The organism is Paenibacillus rhizoryzae (genome assembly GCF_059686995.1).
The window spans coordinates 173,352-192,198 of record NZ_JCAALT010000006.1 but is presented as its reverse complement, the minus strand read 5'-3'; the positions used below and the strand labels follow the sequence as shown (position 1 = coordinate 192,198).

The following is an 18,847-nucleotide window of genomic DNA, read 5'->3' as shown; positions in this document are numbered from 1 at the left end:
ATAAGGCCTGTACGGTTCGTTAGCATTACGCAAGACTACTTCCTGCCCAAGGAGGTAGTCTTTTTTACGAATATCGAGTACAATTCCCATGACTAGTATGGAAAAAAGCGATCTAAAAAGGGCGTGAAATGCACCGTGTTGGAAACGGAATCTACACTCCGGCAGCCTTCTTTTACGAAGTTTTGGGTATCGCGAACGTTATCCTCGACTTCCTTCCAGATGCTTTCGGTTGCGATTGGCTGGCAGATGTATGCGCTGACGCATGATGCATACAGCCTCGGGCTCGTGGGACTGGCACAGTTTCTGCCGATGATGCTGCTAACGTTGGTTGTCGGTCAAGTCGCGGATCGGTTCGACCGAAGACAAATCGTTTTCTTGTGCCAAATTATCGAAAGCGGTATCGCTGCGCTGCTGCTTGTTGGGAACTTAGCTGGTTGGTTGGGGCGAAATGAAATCCTGGTGGCTGCAGCGGTACTCGGCGCTTGCCGGGCATTCGAAGGGCCGTCGTCTTCATCGTTGCTCCCGATGCTGGTTCCGAAGGAACTCATGCAGAAAGCGATTGCGTGGACAACCTCGACCGGACAAAGCTCTCAGATTATAGGGCCGACCCTGGGAGGAGTGCTTATTGCGGTGGGACCGGTATTCGTCTATGTAACGGCAGCATCGGCACTATTCGTTGCGGGGATTCTTACTTTCCTCATCCGCATGGAGAAAGCCGTTAGGAAATCCGAGCCGGTGACGGCCAGCTCCATCTTCTCCGGCTTGGTCTTCGTCAGACGTAATCCCGTCATCTTGGGGACGATATCGCTTGACCTGTTTGCCGTTCTACTTGGCGGCGCAACAGCGCTGCTGCCTATATTCGCGGAGGATATTTTACATACAGGTCCGCTAGGCTTAGGGATAATGAGGACCGCTCCTGCTGTTGGTGCGCTGTTGATGTCCATTACACTCGTCTATTACCCCTTGAGGAAAGCGCTCGGTCCGATTCTGTTCGGAGCACTCGGCGTTTTTGGATTAGCTACGATGCTCTTTGCGGTATCGACGAATTTGATCATTTCGTTGGTTGCCCTACTGCTTATCGGAGGTTCGGATGTCATCAGCGTGGTGATTCGTTCTTCCCTTGTGCAGCTGCAAACGCCGGATGAGATGAGGGGCCGCGTAAATGCGGTAAACTCGCTCTTCATCGGAACCTCCAATCAGCTGGGAGAATTCGAGTCGGGCACGCTTGCCGGCATGGTTGGACCCGTTCCTGCTGCATTTATCGGAGGGATCGGAACCATCGTCGTAGCAGGCTTGTGGATGTTTCTGTTTCCGTCGCTAAGGCGCCTGCGATCTTTATCTAATGAATAAGAGGCTTCTCGCGGTCACGGCTTCCGATTGCTCCAAACATCCTTTAGCAATACCCCAACGAATAAGCCGGCCATTACGCTCAGGCCCAGAAGCTTTCCCGTGCCAAGCATGGCCGCCGAAACAGTGGGGCACGTTCCTGTAATCGCCCAACCCGTTCCAAACAGAGCCCCGCCCCAGATGTGATGCTTGCGGATCGGGAGTTTCGGTAGGTTAAGAGGACCACCCAGCAGCGTGCGCCATTTAAGCTTCGTTAACAGCCAGAGCAGAATCATCGATACGATGACGGACGAAGCCATGACGAGATAAATATAAGCATGCTTCATTAACAGCCCTTGATGGATGACATTGTAATCCGTAAATTGGGCCAGAGCGATTAAGAACCCAAAGCATAGGCCAAATAAGAAACCCGTACGTTTCATAAAGCTCCTCCCGTTACAACATGCAAGATGAACGTGACGACTACAGCCACACCGAAAAAAACAATTGTCGATACGATGCTGCCGGGAGATAACGTGGCAGTTCCACTTAAGCCATGTCCGGATGTGCATCCGCCTGCAGATCTAGCCCCGATCCCCATAAACAGGCCGCCAATGAACAAAATAGGGACAAGAGCCTGTATCGGGAGCGATTCTCCCATTTTCCCGTAGTAGGAGGCAGGGCCCAAATCTCCACCCATTAAAGCTGCTGCTGCACCTCCCATCATAACGCCTAACAAGTACCATAGACGCCATGCTTCTTTCATTGGGCGACCCAGGATCATGTCCGTAAGCTGAGCGTAAAATCCAGTTGCACCGAGTGACCGCATACATGGCCGCCACCGTAATTCCAAATATAGGGCCTAGGATGTACCACTCCGGATGGTCTAGAAATAAGGTCACGTATAAAACCCCCGATTCAACGTATTATTCCAGTGTATGCACGGAAAGGATAAGGCAATGCGGAGTAAGCTGTTCTTCGTGTACAATGAATACTAAGATTCAATATAGGAAGGAAATCATTATTTATGAGTTATAACTATCTGGAAGACGAAATTATTGATTCCATTGAGCGATTGCGAGAGTTAGTCGGCGTTCCGCACGAGGCCGTTGTGAAGAAAACCATCGATCATATCGATGATCATGTCCGTGCCTATTTGGCAAAATGTCCGCTGTTCTTTCTATCAACCGCGAATGCCAAAGGCCAATGCGATGTATCGCCGCGCGGCGATCAGCCCGGATTTGTGAAGGTATTGGATGACCATACATTAGCGTTTCCTGAGCGAATGGGGAACAGACGCGTTGATTCGATGATGAACCTGCTGGAAAATCCGCGGCTCGGCATGATCTTCATTTTGCCTGGGATGAATGAGGTGCTCCGCATTAACGGAACTGCGCGAATGGTCGTTAACGAGACCTTGCAGCAGAGCATGGCGCTGAATGGCAGACCTCCGCAATTCGCAGTTAAGGTAACCGTCGAGGAATGTTTCATTCATTGCCCGCGTGCGCTGAATACGTCGAGCGTATGGAAAACGGAATCATGGCTGGAACGTGAGCAGTTCCCTAATATTCAGCGGATATTCGAGGAGCATATTACGAAGAACGGTTATGTGATCGAGAAGGACGAGAAGTAACAGGAGATGAAGCTAGCTGGTTTGCGCTCTTTTATATGGGAGACACTAGAGTATAGGGGGAGGGATTCCAGCCTATGCTCTTTTCTGCATTAAAGCCCATGATTGTGAGCGTTGGAAAAGAAGCCTTCGACGATGAAGGCTATATTTTCGAGCCTAAATATGACGGTTGGCGTATGCTCATTCACAAGCAAAATGATCGTATTGAAGCCTACACGCGTTACGGAGTTCTTGTTACAGCCAAGTTCCCCGAATTGAAAGAAGCGGCCGCCGCGATCAAGGCCAAGTCGGCTATTTTGGATTGTGAAGGCATCTGTATGCGCGGGGGCCGGCCTGTGTTCGATGATTTTTTGCATCGCGGAAGACTAAGCCACTCTTCAACAATTGCCCAAGCGACGCTCACGCATCCGGTAACCTTCGTGGCATTCGATATTTTATATACCGATCAAGAGCATATACAGGAGCCATTGATGCAAAGGAAGGAGCGTTTAGCCGAGGTGGTTTCCGATTCATCGGCTATCACCAAAACCATGTTTGTCGACGGGATGGGCAAAGCGCTATTCGCGATGACGAAGGAGAAAGGCTTGGAAGGTATTGTCGCGAAACGGAAGGCTTCGAGCTATCAATTGAACCGGACATCGCCGGATTGGCTGAAAATCAAACATTTCAAATCCATTGACACGGTCATCTTAGGCTATCGGACGGAACCATTCGCCCTAGTCCTCGGACTTCACTTCCGGACGATAAGGAACAAACTTGTAGGAACCGTTGAAGTCGGCATCAAGCCTGAAGAAAAACAAGCTTTCTTGGCGGTCGCACAGCGGATCCTTACCTTCGAGGATCAACAAACAAAGTGGATCGAGCCGCGCCTGTGCTGCCGTATTGAGTACCAGGATCGGACGGATATGCATCAGCTTAGTGTTACGATTTTCAAAGAATTCCTGCCAGATAAACGACCGGAGGATTGTGTCTGGGATTATGGGTGAGAAGTAAGAGAGTAGTCTTCTTCTGACCGTTTGGGATATAATGGGTTGGAAAAAATCTAGTAGGGGACTACTAATAGAATCGGAGCGTGAAATCTTGAATCATTTACCTGCGATTTATCCGAATCACGTGAATATCATTAATTTTATTCGCGGTGTTGAGCCTAGGGAACCTATCGATCTGGTTGAACCAGTGAGAGAGCAGCTAGCGCTTGTAAAGAAACATGGCTTACGGGCAACATGGCTGCTGCAGTACGATGCACTAATTAATCCGGCTTTTACCGATTTAATGACGAGCGAGGCGGATGCTGCGCAGGAGATTGGCGTTTGGTTTGAAGTCGTGCAGCCGCTCGCGGAGAAGGCCGGAATTCCCTGGAGAGGCCGTTTCCCTTGGGACTGGCATGCTCATATTGCCTTTTCGGTAGGTTATACGCCGGAAGAACGTGAACGGCTTGCAGATGTGCTCATGGAGGATTTCCGTGCTCAATTTGGTCATTATCCGCAATCGGTAGGCTCTTGGTTTATGGATGCGCATTTACTGGCTTATCTATCGGATCGTTATCATATTGTGGCATCATGCAACTGTAAAGATCAGTGGGGAACGGATGGATACACGCTTTGGGGTGGCTACTACAACCAGGCCTACTATCCAAGCCGCTTAAACGGTTTTATGCCCGCACAGACAGAAGCATGTCAAATACCGGTTCCGGTCTTCCGTATGCTGGGAAGCGATCCTATCTATCAATATGATGCGAAGCTCGGCGGCAACGGTCAGAGTGTCATTACGCTGGAACCGGTGTATTCCGGAGAAGAAGGCGGAGGCGGTATTCCGGCATGGGTGAGATGGTTCTATGATGTCAATTTTCGTAAGGAGCAGGTTTCCTTCGGGTATACGCAAGTGGGTCAAGAAAACTCCTTTGGCTGGGAATTGATGAGGGACGGTTTAATCGATCAGGTTGAGCTGCTAGCAAGCAAACAAGCCGAAGGTGTTCTGAAAGTAGAAACATTGGCGGAATCGGGACAATGGTTCAGACGTCAATATCCGGTTACTCCTGCTTCCTCTATCAGCGCGCTTACAGACTGGCGTGAAGAAGGACGTCAATCGGTCTGGTACTATAATCGGTTTTACCGGCTCAACCTATTGAATAATGACGGTGAACTCTGGATTCGCGATATTCATCTGTTTGATGAGCGGTACGAAGAACGATATCTAAATGCGATCTGTCTGGATAAGAATAGTCACTACGATACGCTGCCCGTCATAGACAGCACGCGCTGGAGCGATAGGATCACCTCAGCAGGTATCCGTCCTGTTTCTTATGATAGCGATGGGAATGCAGTGCCGGTGAAAGTTCGAGCTTTGGAAACGGATGAATCCGTGGCCGGGGAGCTTACCATACTGGCCCATTTGGAAGGTGAGCATACGCTTCGCATTCACTGCATGGAGCGGTCTATGACCTTCTCCGCAGATGGCTTGGACTTCGGACTTCATATGGAGTGGAGCGGCACGGAAGGACTGCCGGAGATGACAATGAAGCCGGATGCGATTGAATATGTATTTAATGGTCATTTTTACAAGCTCCAGCTAATTGGCGCTCAACCATTGGTATCTGTTCAAGGCGATGCTGCGAATCGGATCGAGCTTCGTCCTGTAGATGGAGAATTGAAGCTGCTGTTTAGTTAAGCTAGAAAATAGAAGACTACTTCCTGATCTGGAGGTAGTCTTCTTTGTTTCGGTATGATGGATTGATCTTTTCAGGTTACAACGGTCGGCGTCGTGGCGTCACCAATCTCACGCCTAGGAGATCCGGTTAAGCCAGACGCTCTTTGCCGTTTTTTCGATAAGAGTGGATAGCTCGGTCAGCGTTGCCATATGTGCAGCCTCTCGTTTCTGGGTGGAGTTTGTTTTTACTAGAAACAAATCGGATGGATTTATTCAATTATACGCTGTAAACTAGTTGCTCGGATATTACTGCTTTAGCGATTTGTTCTAAATCAAGCAATCTTAAATATCGAAAGCGCCACCTCAATAACGATGAGGATCACGACGACCCACTCTACGAATAGCCCCCTAATGGAGTGGCTGATGGTCGAGAAACCCTCCATGATGTTGTATAACACGTCCGTTTTGCTTTTTAATATTTTGTACCGATCATTTAATTCGAAAAACTCCAGCATTTTATCGTAAAATTCGCCGGCTGTGCTGCTTGTCCATGTAATATCAGGCTTATCCAAAATCATGATATACCCAAGGGTGTTATACTCATGCCGAATGATGGTTGCCATCGTCCGCGCGAGCTCCTTATTGCCGATTCTGAGTTTGCCCTTTTCCAATCGGTCGATCATCGTTTCGAGCTTGTCGTGAATCTTTCCAAGCTGCTCTTCTATTTTCTCCAGCGCTACCGATTTGGCTAGTACAGTGGATATTAACTCAGGGTAGAAAAGCTCATACTGGGGAACGACAACATATTCATCGGTAAGCACCATATTCTCAGCTTCCGCGGTATGAAGACTGTAATCATCGGTATAGCTGTCTGTGGCATGAAGGTCAATGTTCGGCTCGAAAGAACGGATGAAGGTGAAAAAACGGAGTATCTCATCGCGGTGCTTGTGATTAATAAAAACGACGCTGCCAAAGGAGAAAACGAGCACCTGCTGCGAGGCATCAATTTGGCGCTGGAGAATCGATTCCAAGATGCTGTCCCTCAGGATTAGCGGTTCTTCCCATGTATATTTCTTAGGAATGCCACATCGGATGGCTATTTTGTTCAAATCAATTTCATTCGTAATTGCAAATGCCCGAATTGAAATCTCTTTCATAGGCTCGCCACCTTATAGGAATCTAGTTCATTTTATGCTACGGAACGAAACATTAGAAGAAAGGGATATGGAGGGTGTTGCAGGGATATCTCCAACCGAGAGCGAAGCAAGTAATAACACTAACGACGCGTAGTACAGGAAGGGATGTCTGACTGTGGAAAATAATCGTAACTGGGCAGGGAACTACAGGTACAACGCCTCGGAGTTCCATGCGCCTGAACATGTGGAAGAAATACAAGCATTGGTTGCTCGCAGCAATCGAATCAAGGTACTTGGCACACGGCATTCGTTCAATGGCATCGCCGACTCTATTGGATGTCACCTCTCGCTCCAGAAACTGAACCGCATCATAGCTTTAGATCGCACCAACCATCGAGTGACTGTGGAAGCAGGAATCCGCTATGGTGAGCTGTGCCACTATCTGCATAACAACGGCTATGCGCTGCATAACCTGGCCTCGCTGCCGCATATTTCGGTAGGAGGTGCGGTAGCGACAGCGACGCATGGTTCAGGGGATTTGAATGGCAACCTCGCTACGGTGGTCCATTCCCTTGAGGTTGTAAAAGCGGATGGAGAGACAATTGTGTGCTCTCGCGATCAAGATGATGGCGTATTTGCCGGTGTGGTCGTGGGTTTAGGAGCATTAGGCGTCGTTACGAAACTCACGCTAGACGTCGTCCCAGCCTTCCAAATGAGCCAGTATATCTATGAAAACTTGCCGCTAACGCAGCTGGAAGACCAGTTTGACGCAATCTTCTCCAGTGCCTATAGTGTTAGTTTGTTTACGGATTGGAAGTCATCTTCGTTTAATCAGGTGTGGCGGAAGAAACAGCTGACAGATTCTGAAGCGGTAACTCCGGTAGAGTCTGAGTTTTACGGCGCCACACTTGCACCTTCGAATCGGCACCCGGTACCGGGCGTTTCTCCGGAGAATTGCAGTGAACAGATGGGAATCGCAGGACCGTGGTATGAGCGTTTACCGCATTTCCGCATGGACTTTACCCCGAGTGCAGGGGAGGAGTTACAAAGCGAGTATTTCGTGCCGCGCCAAGACGCTTATTCGGCTTTGTGTGCAATTAACCGCCTGCGTGATCAGATATCGCCGCTCCTTCATGTATCGGAGATCCGCACCATTGCCGCAGATCATCTGTGGATGAGCCCTTGTTACAAGCAGGAGATGGTAGCCATCCATTTTACATGGAAAGATAATTGGGCCGCTGTTCAACAATTGCTGCCTGTTATCGAAGAGCAGCTTGGGCCATTCCATGCTCGTCCTCACTGGGGTAAGCTATTCACCATGTCACCGGCCCGGGTACAATCGCACTACGAGAAGTTACCCGACTTTCAGCAGCTGATTCGTCGCTATGATCCGGAAGGTAAGTTTGGCAATGATTTTATCAATCAATATATATTGGGGACTTAACGCAAGTTGTTCCTAGAAATGTAAAGCTGCCGGCTTAGTCGGCGGCTTTTTCGTTGTTTCCGACACGCGATGCTAGTAGCGGAAAGTGCTAACGAATTGTACAGGCCTTATTTGCCCGATTATAGCTCCAAAAAAGGGCTAACGAATCGTACGGGCCTTATTTGACGGTTACTAGGTGTATTGATGCTGATTTTCCCGCAATAAGACCTCTACGGTTCGTTAGAATCTTAGAGCCCCGATATTCGGCCGAATAAGGCCCCTACGATTCGTTAGATTTTTACGGCAAGAGAGACGCCAGTTCTGGCATGTGGCAGGGTTGTGAGGGCGTTGCGGCATACGGAATCCGGAACGGGGAACGAGAGATGTAAGCTGTGGCATGACATGGGATTGAGAATACGGAACGCGAGATGTGAGCTGTGGCGTGGTGGAGGAAGAGGAATGCGTCAAAGTGGTAGGCGAATGTTCGGTTCGGTGAGATCTATTTCATTCTAGATATTATTTGTTATATATATTATAGTAAATATTAAGAACTTTGACATCATGGGAAGATTCATCAACCATTCACCTAAATAGGAGGAGATCCATTGAAAGGCAGATTCATTCTACTCAGTTCCTTAGTTGTCGTAGCTGCTGCAGCCGTCACCACTTATTTTGCCTGGCCTGATAAAGAGGAGGGGGTTCATTGGCCGAAGGGGCAGGCGTTGCCTTCGTTCGAGGAGCCGGCTTCGACGCTCGATCTGATGTACACCACAGATAACTTCTACTACCAGGCGGAAGATGCCTCGTTCGCGCATAAAACCGGCAAAGCCGACGGAGATGGCTGGCTCGCCACAGCTGGCAGCGATGCGCCGAATGTTCCCATGCTGGACGTTACGAATCAAACGAACATTCCGTCCGGTGAGAATAAGGCAATCGTAAACTTGCAGGTAGACAACTTTGCGAATGAGAACGGGGTTGTGGCGAAACTGGAAGTGCTCGATCAAGAAGCGGGTACGAGTCTTGCTTCGCTGGAGATAACGAACTGGGATTTCAAGCTGCCGAATGCGTCCCAGAGCTTCGAGCTTCCTTTTACCGTCCCGGATAATGGGCATGCACTGGAGTTTCGGGTGTTATGGACCGGCAAATCCACTGTAAAGCTGTTCGACATCGGCATCTCCTGGGCGCTCCGCAAGGATGAGAACCTCGTGTTCACTTCCCTGAAAGGCGTGGTCAATAAAACCAAACCTCGCTTGTACGCCTTCACGGATAATGTGAATGGCAGCACAGGAACATCATGGCTAACCTCGCTCGGACTTGCATATAAAGAAGAGAAGGATAACTGGAAGCTGCTGGACAAATATCGCTCGGAAGTAAGCGGCATTGTGGTGTACGATGACAGTCAGCCGGATACCGTCAATCTGGCAACGACGATTGCCGGCTTGAAGGACGGAATTGTCGCACCGCCGGCACTGGTGGAGAAGCTGACCGGAGCTCCGTACAACCTGCCTATACTGGAGGATCTGCGCGGTGATTTCACATCAAAACTGGATGTATACGAATATATGCTCGAGCACTATTGGCCCAAGGTTACGCACCGCGTGATCATCGGCCTAGATCCTTCGCTCAAGTCCTATCTCAGGGATTATGCGATGAATCTTACAGCCGCTGTCGTCTGGCTTAATCCGAAAGAGCCGAAGGAAAGCGAGCTGCTGGATAAATTTCTGAAGGATATGCCATACGGAAGCGGGCTCTATATGGGGTGGTGGCCGGATGAAGGCGAAGGGGTGAAGAAGACATCTGACTTCGGATTAGCTACGGTTGCGAGCGACTACTCATCCAACTTAAGCGTATTTAGCGGAACCTCGCGCGAGATCACCGTGCCTGAACTGCCGAAGAAACCGCCATTGGAAAATAAAATCTACGTATCGTTCATCTTGAGCGATGGCGACAATTTGCAGTACATGGAGCATTCGTTCAAGCGATTCTGGGATACGCCTGACCGCGGCGAAGTTCCGCTTGGCTGGACGGTTTCGCCGCTGATGGTGGATACGATGCCCGGCATCCTAAATTACTTGTACAAGACAGCAACGCCTAACGATGCGTTGATTTCAGGTCCCTCGGGAATGGGCTATACGTATCCGAACTTCTGGCAGGACGGAGACGGGCTCGACAACTTTGTGACACGTACGAATGACTACATGTCGCGAGCAGGACTGAGGGTGTTGACCATTTGGAACTACGTCAAGGGCGAGATTACGCCGGAGGCTGCGAATCATTTTGCCGAACATGCGCCTTCGCTGCTTGGTTTTACCTCCCAGTTCGGTACGGGCAAGATCGAAGTCTACAAGAATGAGCTTCCCGGACAAGAGCTGAACGTTTCCTATGGCAGTGCGGAAAGCGACCTGACCAATGGAATTGAAGCAGCCGTTAAGAAATGGGATGGTAAATCGCCTGCTTTCGTAGCCATTCAAGCGAACCCTTGGCAAGTATCTTATCAGAATTTCGTGAATGCAAGGGATCAATACTTGTCGAATAAGGATGTCGTTTTTGTACGTCCGGACACGTATTTCCAGCTGGTTCGTGAAAGCAAAGGCTTGCCGATTGAGCCTAATTCATCGTCTAAATAAGTCATTGACAATATATGATATATCAAAGTATTGTATTTATTATATTAAATGAGTTATTAACTATGGGTTGGGAGTCCTGAATGATGCAGAAAGAGCGGCAGCCGCTATATCTCCAAGTGCAGGAGCATTTCAAGAAGCTGATCGGTTCCGGTGCGCTGGCGATTGACGAGAAGATCCCTTCGGAGAAGGAATTGATGGTCGATTTCAATGTGAGCCGGATTACAGTTGCCAATGCATTAACCCAGCTAGCCAAGGAAGGTTGGATTTATCGGATTCCGGGCAGGGGCAGCTTTGTTAGCAAGGATATGCCTTTCGTTCCCGAAGTGCCTTCGCAACAACCTGAGAGTGCGCCGGCGTTAAATGAGATCGTGCGTGAGAAGCAGGAAATCACGCAGCGCGAGCGTCCGGCTGGCAAAAGAATGATCGGATTTATCATCCCAACGCTGGATGATTATTTTGCCCTTCGTTTAATTGAAGGCATGAATAAGATTATGAGGCACAGCGACTATTACCTAGCGGTCATCTTAACGAATCATTCCAACGAGTTCGAGAAGGAAGCGATTGTTCAGCTGCTGCAGAAGGATGTAGCGGGCTTGATCATCTTCCCGATTGATGCCGAGACGTATAACGAGGAGATCTTGTCGCTCAAAATGAATCATTTCCCATTCGTGCTCATTGACCGTTATTTACCGGGGGTGGAAACGCATTTCGTATGCTCAGACAGCAGGCTGGGCGCGCAATTGGCCGTCTCTCATCTATGGGAGCTGGGCCACCGGAATATTGCGATCTGCTCGGACTCACCGCTTCCGACGGTTACGGTTGAAGAGCGGATTGCCGGATACGTTGAGGCTCTCAAGCAAAGAGGAGCGATGATCGATCCGGCGCTTATTCTGACTGAGCTTGTGGTCGATTATGATCACAAGGACGATGCGCATGCACTGGCTCACTGCCTTAAGAACGGTCATGCAACAGCTTATATTACGCTGAATGCGAAGCTCGCGCTCTACATCTCCGGGCTGGCCCGCAGTATGAAGCTGGATGTTCCGGGACAATTGTCGATCTTGTCATTCGATGATCCGTCTTCAGAGGTGGACAGCCAGGAATGGTATACGCATATCGCGCAATCGGAAGAGGAAATCGGAAGCCGCGCGGCTGGGATATTAACCAATTTGCTGGACCGTCCGGGTGAAGAAGAAGGATACCACAAAATCGTTCTCGAACCAAAGCTGGTCGTCGGTCAGTCGACTGGACCTGTCATGCGATACGCAAAGAAGTAGGCTGCGTCTGCAGCTGCACGCAAGGAAGGCTGCTTCCTCCGCATAGGAGGAAGCAGCTTTTTTGACGTTGTTTTTCCATTAAACGACAAGGGTCGGTCGCGTTACAAACAAGCTGTTTTTTATGTAATTTCTGTCAATAAAACATATTGTTATTATAAGATATATACGATATATTTAATTTACATTGTAAGCACTTACAGCATAGGGAAGTGGAAATAATCCCGAGGCAAAGGAGGATACACGTTATATCGAGCAAAGAATTACACGAGAGCCGGCGTCCATTTAGATTCCCGATTACAATCGTATAGGAGGATGAAAATGAGAGTAAAGAAATGGATTGGTTTAGGATTGGCAGCCGTTATCATCGCATCGGCATCACCGCTGCCGATTCTCCCGACTTCACCTGCAGCAGCAGCTGGGCTTACTTGGCCATCGGGTCAAGTGCTTCCTTCCTTCTCGGCACCTGCCGCAACGCTTGATCTGATCGACGTCCGAACAGAGGATGTCGAATACAAATATGAAGGGGAGGGTGCAGCGGTCGGACATGCCACAGGTCACTTGGACGGAGATGGCTGGCTGGCACAAACCTCAATCGATGCGCCGAATCTCAACATGATTACCGGTCCGAATGTGACTACCATCCCTACGGGAAGCTTCAGTGCCTTCTATGATTTGAAGATCGATAATAACACGGCAAATGATGATGTCATGGTAACCGTAGATGTCAGAGACAGCACAAGCGGCGTCGTATTGGCGAGCAGAAGCATTACGCGGAAAGAATGGAGGCAGGCCTCCGTCTATGAGCGGTTTGAGGTTCCTTTCAAGAATGCGACTGCTGGGCATGCGCTGGAATTCAGGGTGTTCTGGCACGGTGGCGCGTATATGAAGGTCAATGATGTAGGCGCAAGGCCGTTGATTAAAGAAGAAGAAGCGGTGTTGTTCACGACGCTCAAAGGGCTCGTCAACAAAACGCAGCCTCGAATTTATACATTCGATAACGCGGTTAACAACGAGGAAGGCAAATACAACTGGCCGAACTCCTTGGGACTCGGCTATGCCGATGTGGCAGATAAATATACGCTTATTACCAAATACAGAAGTGAAATTAGCGGGATCGTCGTGTATGACGATGCGCTTCCGGATACCATCAACTTGGCGACTACGATCGCATCGCTAAGCGGCGGAATAGTTGCCTCGCCAAGCATGGTTGCGAAGCTCACCGCTGCGCCGTACAATCTGCCGATTCTTAATGATTTGCGCGGCGATTTCACAACTAAACTGCAAGTGTATCAATACTTATATACGAATTACTGGTCATTGGTCACGCATAAGCTGATTGTCGGATTGAATCCGGGTATCAAAGGTTTTCTGCGCGATTACGCGACTGCGGTAGGGGCGGCTACTATTTGGCTGAACCCGGCAATTGCCGCCGAGAATACACTGCTTCGCCAATTCCTGGCCGACATGCCATATGGCAGCGGGATCTACATGGGCTGGTGGCCGGATGAGGGCTTGGGCATTCAGACCGTGTCCGAGTATGGCGTGTCGACGATTGCCAGCGATTTTGCATCCAATTTAACTGTGTTCGGCGGTACATCCAGAACGGTCAACGTGAAGGGCACACCAAATAAGCCGCCGCTGGAGAACAAAATCTATATTTCCCTCATCTTGAGCGATGGCGATAACATTCAATATTTGGAGCACCGCTTCAAAACATTCTGGGATCATCCGCAAAGAGGTACAGTGCCTCTGGGGTGGACCGTATCCCCGGCGATGCTGGACGCTATGCCCGGCGTGCTGAACTACCTGTACAATACGGCCACGCCGAATGACGAATTGATTTCCGGTCCGACGGGAATCGGCTATACGTACCCGAATTATTGGGGCAACCAGACGTACCTGAACAACTATGTGGCGCTCACGAACAATTATATGAACCGGGCGGGCCTCAGGGTTCTTACGGTCTGGAATCAAATCAATGGCGCGACGAACGCAAACGTAGGAAACAGCTTTGCTCAATATGCCCCTTCCCTGTACGGTTTGACGGCTCAGAACGCGGGTGGCGCGATCTCGGTGTATGATAATACGCTTCCAAGCCAAGGGCTGAACGCGACGTATTGCTACTCGGAGGCGTCCATCATTTCCGAAATCAATGGGGCCATCTCAGGCTGGAACGGAACGTCGCCTCGCTTCGTTACCATTCAGTCGAATCCGTGGGAAGGCATCACGTACCAGAGCTTTATCAATGCCGTCAACAATTTCAGCAGCAACAGCAACATCGTGTTCGTCAGACCGGACACGTACTTCCAGCTCATGCGGGAAAATAATCAGCTGCCGATCGATCCGGCTACAGTTGTGAAGAAGTATGAAGCTGAATCTGCGTTCTCGCACACGGTTGGCCGTGCGAACGATAATGGCTGGAGTGCAAACGTCGCTCAGGATAACGCTGGCTTCATGATGTGGGGGCCGTATGACAATACCCTTCCGGTCGGTCAATTGACAGCCTCATTCAAGATGAAGATCGATTCCATCACCGGTGTAAACGATAATGTCGTTACGCTGGATGTACGGGATAATTCGACCGGACAGAGTCTCGCCGTCCTCGATGTGTACCGGAATCAATTCAAAGCGAACAATACGTATCAGGATTTCAGCCTGAGCTTTACCAATCCAACGGGAAGTGCGCTGGAATTCAGGGTGAATTACAAAGATAAAGCCGCAATCAACGTCGATAAGGTAGCCGTTACAACTAGACTTGGCAACTATGAAGCGGAAGGTACCGTATTAGGTCATGGTATCGGACGCGTAAACGGAGATGGCTGGCAGGCGACTCCATCGCTGGATAACGGCGGACATATGGTTTACGGTCCATATGACACCCAAGTGCCGATCGGTAATCGCAAAATCACATTCCGCCTCAAAGTGGACAACAACACGCTGGACAACTTGAATGTCGCCAAAATCGATGTTTGGGACGCGCAAGCGGGTGCTGTTGTGGCACAGGCAGATATTACGAGGCAGCAGTTTACGGCGGCTAACACGTATCAGGATTTCAACCTGACATTTAATCAAACGCTTAATCGTAAACTGGAGTACCGCGTGTACTTCTATGATGTAGCTGCGATAACGGCAGATCGGATTACGATCAATTAATGTTCGATTGCAGTCAGTATTGCTAGCCTGAGTGATAGTGGTTAGCGAGCGGTGGTAGATAGTAGATGGTAGATAGCAGTTAGCGAAAGGCTACCTTGGCTGGATCCGGCCGCTAATCCGGAGAGGAGCGCTACCTTGCGCTCCTTCTTTGTGTAGAAAGAAAGGAACCCACGGTTAATAAACCGCTCGGGTTCCTCTTTGTTTTTCTAAGTTTGTTGGGAAAGATAATTTGAGAAGCCAAGGGGGATGTGGGGGCAAGGTTGTGTTCTGCGATAGGATCCGAGGATGAAACGAGATGTTGCTATCCGCGCAACATTTTAATGGTTTTAAGACCAACTGAACTTAATTGTTGCGTAATGTGCAACATTTGGGTTAAGTTGGCTCCGTTATGCCGCTTGTGAGTTGAAAATGTTGCAATAGCAGCAGCAATTTCTGAATGTAGGTCTGAATCCGCCGAAAATGTTGCATTTTGGGCAACTTATTCGACGCTCGTGGGGAGGCAGCTCCCATAGCACGCGCGAAAAGCTTGATGGATTGCTAAAGGCAGCCAGCAGTCACTCCAACAGCTCAGCTAACCAATCCAACCCATTCACTTCAGCGATGCTTGTCGCATTATCATAGAACCTTTCTCGCATTTATTGTTCTGCATCCGCGTTCAATGCCACAAGTTGACATGATTGTTATATCTTTAATACGTCAATTTTATAAATTGAATAACTTTTTTGTGCATAAATGTTTGATTATGGATGAGGTGCGATTTTTTATTGGAGTGCCATGTTAGGTTGCTTTATAATCGAGAATGTTTATGATATATTTGATATAAAGGTACGTGCGGTGAAATTAATAGATAATGGGGGATTGGCTCATGAGTCAGGATAGAGAGCCTCTATATATTCAGATTCAAAATTATTTTAAGGACCTGATTATAAGCAGGAAACTGGTAGAGGATGATAAAATTCCGACAGAGAAGGACCTAATGGATCAGTTCGAGGTCAGTCGGATCACGGTTGTCAATGCATTGGCGGAGCTGGCGAAGGACGGCTGGATCTATCGGATACCGGGTAGAGGCAGCTTTATCAAAGGCATTCCGGAGACATACATCGCGACAGGCACAATTATTGAAACGCCTGTGCCGGAGCGCGCGACATATCGGGCGAAGATCGGTTTGGTTTTTCCGTTCATCGGCGATTACTTCGCGATCCGGCTGCTTCATGGGATAACGGAAATGCTGGAGGCAAGCAAGTATTCCGTGGTGGTCATGTTCACTTACAACTCCAAGGAAATGGAGAAAGAAGTCATTCGTGAACTGAAGAATAACGTTGACGGCTTGATTATTTTCCCGGTGGATGCCGAAGTGTACAATGAAGAAATTATCGCGCTCAAGATGCAAAATTATCCGTTCGTGCTTATTGATCGTCATCTGCCGGGCGTAGAAACGAATGTCGTATCCTCGGACAGTGTCCAAGCCTCCATATTGGCGGTTGATCATCTATGGAATCTCGGCCACCGGAATATTGCGATCTGTTCGGACTCGCCGCTAATGACAGTATCGGTGGAGGAACGGATTCAAGGCTACAACGAAGCGCTGAAGCAGAAAGGCGCATTGATTAATCCGGCGCTGATTCTGACCGATTTCCTTGTGAATGCAAAGCAAGAGAGCGTAAATACGCTATTCACCACATCGAGCGAGAATCAAACCATATTGAATCAGGAACACCCGCTGTACCGCTTCATCAAGAACCGGATGGCGACGGCCTACATTGCGCTGAACTGTGCGCTCGGCGTCCACATCTTGTCGATTGCCAAGCAAGTCGGACTGCGCGTGCCGGAGGATATCTCCATTATTACCTTCGATAACCCGAGCCCGCTGCTGGAGGAATTCAGCCTGCTGACGCACATCGACCAATCCGAGCAAGAGATCGGCAGAGAAGCCGCCCGCTTGTTATTGCAAGTGATAGACAATAGAGGCAAACAGCCAAGCTACAAGAAGATAAACCTACAGCCGAGTCTTGTCATTCGCAAAACAACAGGTCAGTTAAACTAACCGTGTACCACGACACAAATGAAGGACCGATAGCGCTGTGGATGTATCATTCACAGCGCTATCGGTTTTTTTTATAAAATTTCAATTGACTATAATGATATAATTAATATAATTTATATTATAGTGGTTAATATATGGAATGTTACGTATGAGACGAGGGGGGACGGGGATGGTAGCCGGGAAGTCATCTCGCCGCATTTATGCCGCATGTATTGCAATTGCTGGCCACGTTAATTGATAAAGCAAAGCAGATCGGATTGAAACAAATTCAAGATGTAAGTGATAAAGATGACAGCTCGGCGTTTAATGAATATGGAACAAAGTTCGCCAAGGATTTCTTCGTGCAGCAGGATGTAGCTAATCAATACCTGCGCGATATCGGTGTAGCGCATAAAGCGATGTACATATATAACAGCGCTTCCACGACTATGCGGTTGTGAACGTGCATCCTTGGAGCCATACGATGGATGACGTGTCCACCGTGATAAAACATTTAGATATACATGTCAAAGTCATTTCACCTGAAGAGGTACTCGAGCGAGTAAACCGTGATTTGAAACGAGAAGGCAACTAATTCGGCATGGGAGGCGTGTGAATATGGAGAAGGGCAATTTAACTGTGAGTGCTCAAGCTTCGCTGCATGGCAGCGTAAATGCGAGCAGTCAGTCTTCACTGAAGAAATTCACCAAGAAACATCGAGATGCGATTATTGCAACCGTTATTTTGGGTCCAATGATATTGTGGTGGCTTGTGCTATCTGGTTTTCCGATTTTATTCGGATTTATGCTTGGGTTCTTCGAATGGATTGGGATTACAGGCAGTCCGAAGTTTGTTGGGTTAGATAACTACGTTAGGTTCTTCCAGGATCCGCAGTATTACAATGCGCTCTGGAGATCGATATGGATGGGCGGTTTGGTGACGGTCGTTACTTTAATGGCTGGCTTTGGCGCAGCTTTGCTAATGAATATGCCCTTATTCGGCAAAGGGGTATACCGCTCTATCTGGTACATTCCGGCCGTCACCTCGGCCGTTGCAACGACCCAAATATTCAACCTTCTTCTGGATACGAATAACGGGGTCATTAATAACTTCTTGAAATCGATTGGCAAGGAACCGATCGTATGGCAGTATTCCGTGTTCTGGGGCGTGTTCTGGATCGTGGTGTACTCCGTGTGGAAAGGCGTAGGCGGAGCGGCGCTTATCTGGCTGGCCGGGCTTCAATCCGTAGATCCGACGTTGTATGAAGCAGCGGAAATCGACGGGGCCGGCCGGTGGGGGAAACTGGTGAATGTCACCTTGCCCGGTTTGAAGCCAATTGCAACTTATATCATTATCACAAGTTTGATCGGTGCGATTCAAATTTACGAGCAGGTCTTGTTTATGACAAATGGCGGTCCTTACGGACAGACGGAAGTGCTCGTGTTCCGTATTTATCGGGATGCTTTCTGGGATTTCAACATGGGGATGGCAGGAGCCTCGTCGCTTGTTATGGCAGTCGTTGTATTCGCGGTGACGGTGCTTTACTACCGCTGGTCCACGAATGCAGACAGAAGTAATACAATCCCGTTGAAAAGGAGGAAATAAA

At 48.9% G+C, this 18,847-nt stretch carries 14 protein-coding genes; 11 read left to right on the top strand and 3 right to left on the bottom strand.

Translation table 11 applies throughout. From position 1 onward, the window contains the following. The first annotated feature begins 135 nt into the window (after positions 1 to 135). Entirely contained in the window at positions 136 to 1,350 is a 1,215-nt protein-coding gene (locus AC6ESO_RS18950; RefSeq protein ID WP_497092718.1) for an MFS transporter, read from the top strand. A 14-nt stretch (positions 1,351 to 1,364) separates the two neighbouring features. Here AC6ESO_RS18950 and AC6ESO_RS18945 read toward each other — a convergent pair whose 3' ends face one another. Continuing rightward, positions 1,365 to 1,769: a DUF6691 family protein gene (locus AC6ESO_RS18945; protein WP_497092717.1), complete on the bottom strand. Its 405-nt coding sequence runs from the start codon at positions 1,767 to 1,769 to the stop codon at positions 1,365 to 1,367. Continuing rightward, positions 1,766 to 2,155, bottom strand: a complete 390-nt coding sequence (locus AC6ESO_RS18940) for a YeeE/YedE family protein (protein ID WP_497092716.1) — start codon at positions 2,153 to 2,155, stop codon at positions 1,766 to 1,768. The genes AC6ESO_RS18945 and AC6ESO_RS18940 overlap by 4 nt, the downstream gene beginning before the upstream one ends. 198 nt (positions 2,156 to 2,353) lie before the next feature. Between AC6ESO_RS18940 and AC6ESO_RS18935 the strand changes: the two genes are divergently transcribed. The 3 genes from AC6ESO_RS18935 to AC6ESO_RS18925 all read left to right on the top strand — a co-directional run bounded on the left by AC6ESO_RS18935 (position 2,354) and on the right by AC6ESO_RS18925 (position 5,623). After that, the gene (locus AC6ESO_RS18935) at positions 2,354 to 2,959 is read left to right on the top strand and encodes an MSMEG_1061 family FMN-dependent PPOX-type flavoprotein (RefSeq protein ID WP_497092715.1); all 606 of its coding nucleotides are present in this window, start codon (positions 2,354 to 2,356) and stop codon (positions 2,957 to 2,959) included. Positions 2,960 to 3,033: 74 nt separating this feature from the next. Then, entirely contained in the window at positions 3,034 to 3,942 is a 909-nt protein-coding gene (locus AC6ESO_RS18930) for an ATP-dependent DNA ligase (protein WP_497092714.1), read from the top strand. Positions 3,943 to 4,036: 94 nt separating this feature from the next. After that, complete coding sequence (locus AC6ESO_RS18925; RefSeq protein ID WP_497092713.1) at positions 4,037 to 5,623, top strand: hypothetical protein; 1,587 nt, start codon at positions 4,037 to 4,039, stop codon at positions 5,621 to 5,623. Positions 5,624 to 5,934: 311 nt separating this feature from the next. Here AC6ESO_RS18925 and AC6ESO_RS18920 read toward each other — a convergent pair whose 3' ends face one another. Continuing rightward, on the bottom strand, positions 5,935 to 6,759 hold the full coding sequence (locus AC6ESO_RS18920) for an RMD1 family protein (RefSeq protein ID WP_497092712.1): 825 nt from the start codon (positions 6,757 to 6,759) through the stop codon (positions 5,935 to 5,937). 154 nt (positions 6,760 to 6,913) lie between these two features. Here AC6ESO_RS18920 and AC6ESO_RS18915 point away from each other — a divergent pair, with 154 nt between their 5' ends. The 7 genes from AC6ESO_RS18915 to AC6ESO_RS18885 all read left to right on the top strand — a co-directional run bounded on the left by AC6ESO_RS18915 (position 6,914) and on the right by AC6ESO_RS18885 (position 18,846). Further along, positions 6,914 to 8,182 carry an FAD-binding protein gene (locus AC6ESO_RS18915; protein WP_497092711.1) on the top strand — a complete coding sequence of 423 codons (1,269 nt, stop codon included), beginning with the start codon at positions 6,914 to 6,916 and terminating at the stop codon, positions 8,180 to 8,182. Positions 8,183 to 8,766: 584 nt separating this feature from the next. After that, a complete protein-coding gene (locus tag AC6ESO_RS18910; protein ID WP_497092710.1) occupies positions 8,767 to 10,788 on the top strand; it encodes a GxGYxYP domain-containing protein in 2,022 nt (673 codons plus the stop codon). Between the two features lie 80 nt (positions 10,789 to 10,868). Then, entirely contained in the window at positions 10,869 to 12,065 is a 1,197-nt protein-coding gene (locus AC6ESO_RS18905; RefSeq protein WP_497092709.1) for a GntR family transcriptional regulator, read from the top strand. Between the two features lie 318 nt (positions 12,066 to 12,383). Next, a complete protein-coding gene (locus AC6ESO_RS18900) occupies positions 12,384 to 15,218 on the top strand; it encodes a GxGYxYP domain-containing protein (protein WP_497092708.1) in 2,835 nt (944 codons plus the stop codon). 865 nt (positions 15,219 to 16,083) lie between these two features. After that, positions 16,084 to 17,262 (top strand): GntR family transcriptional regulator, encoded by a 1,179-nt coding sequence (locus AC6ESO_RS18895; protein WP_497092707.1) that lies wholly within the window; start codon positions 16,084 to 16,086, stop codon positions 17,260 to 17,262. A gap of 257 nt (positions 17,263 to 17,519) precedes the next feature. Then, positions 17,520 to 17,702 carry a hypothetical protein gene (locus tag AC6ESO_RS18890; protein WP_497092706.1) on the top strand — a complete coding sequence of 61 codons (183 nt, stop codon included), beginning with the start codon at positions 17,520 to 17,522 and terminating at the stop codon, positions 17,700 to 17,702. A gap of 157 nt (positions 17,703 to 17,859) precedes the next feature. Continuing rightward, on the top strand, positions 17,860 to 18,846 hold the full coding sequence (locus tag AC6ESO_RS18885) for a carbohydrate ABC transporter permease (protein WP_497092705.1): 987 nt from the start codon (positions 17,860 to 17,862) through the stop codon (positions 18,844 to 18,846). Position 18,847 lies beyond the last annotated feature (1 nt).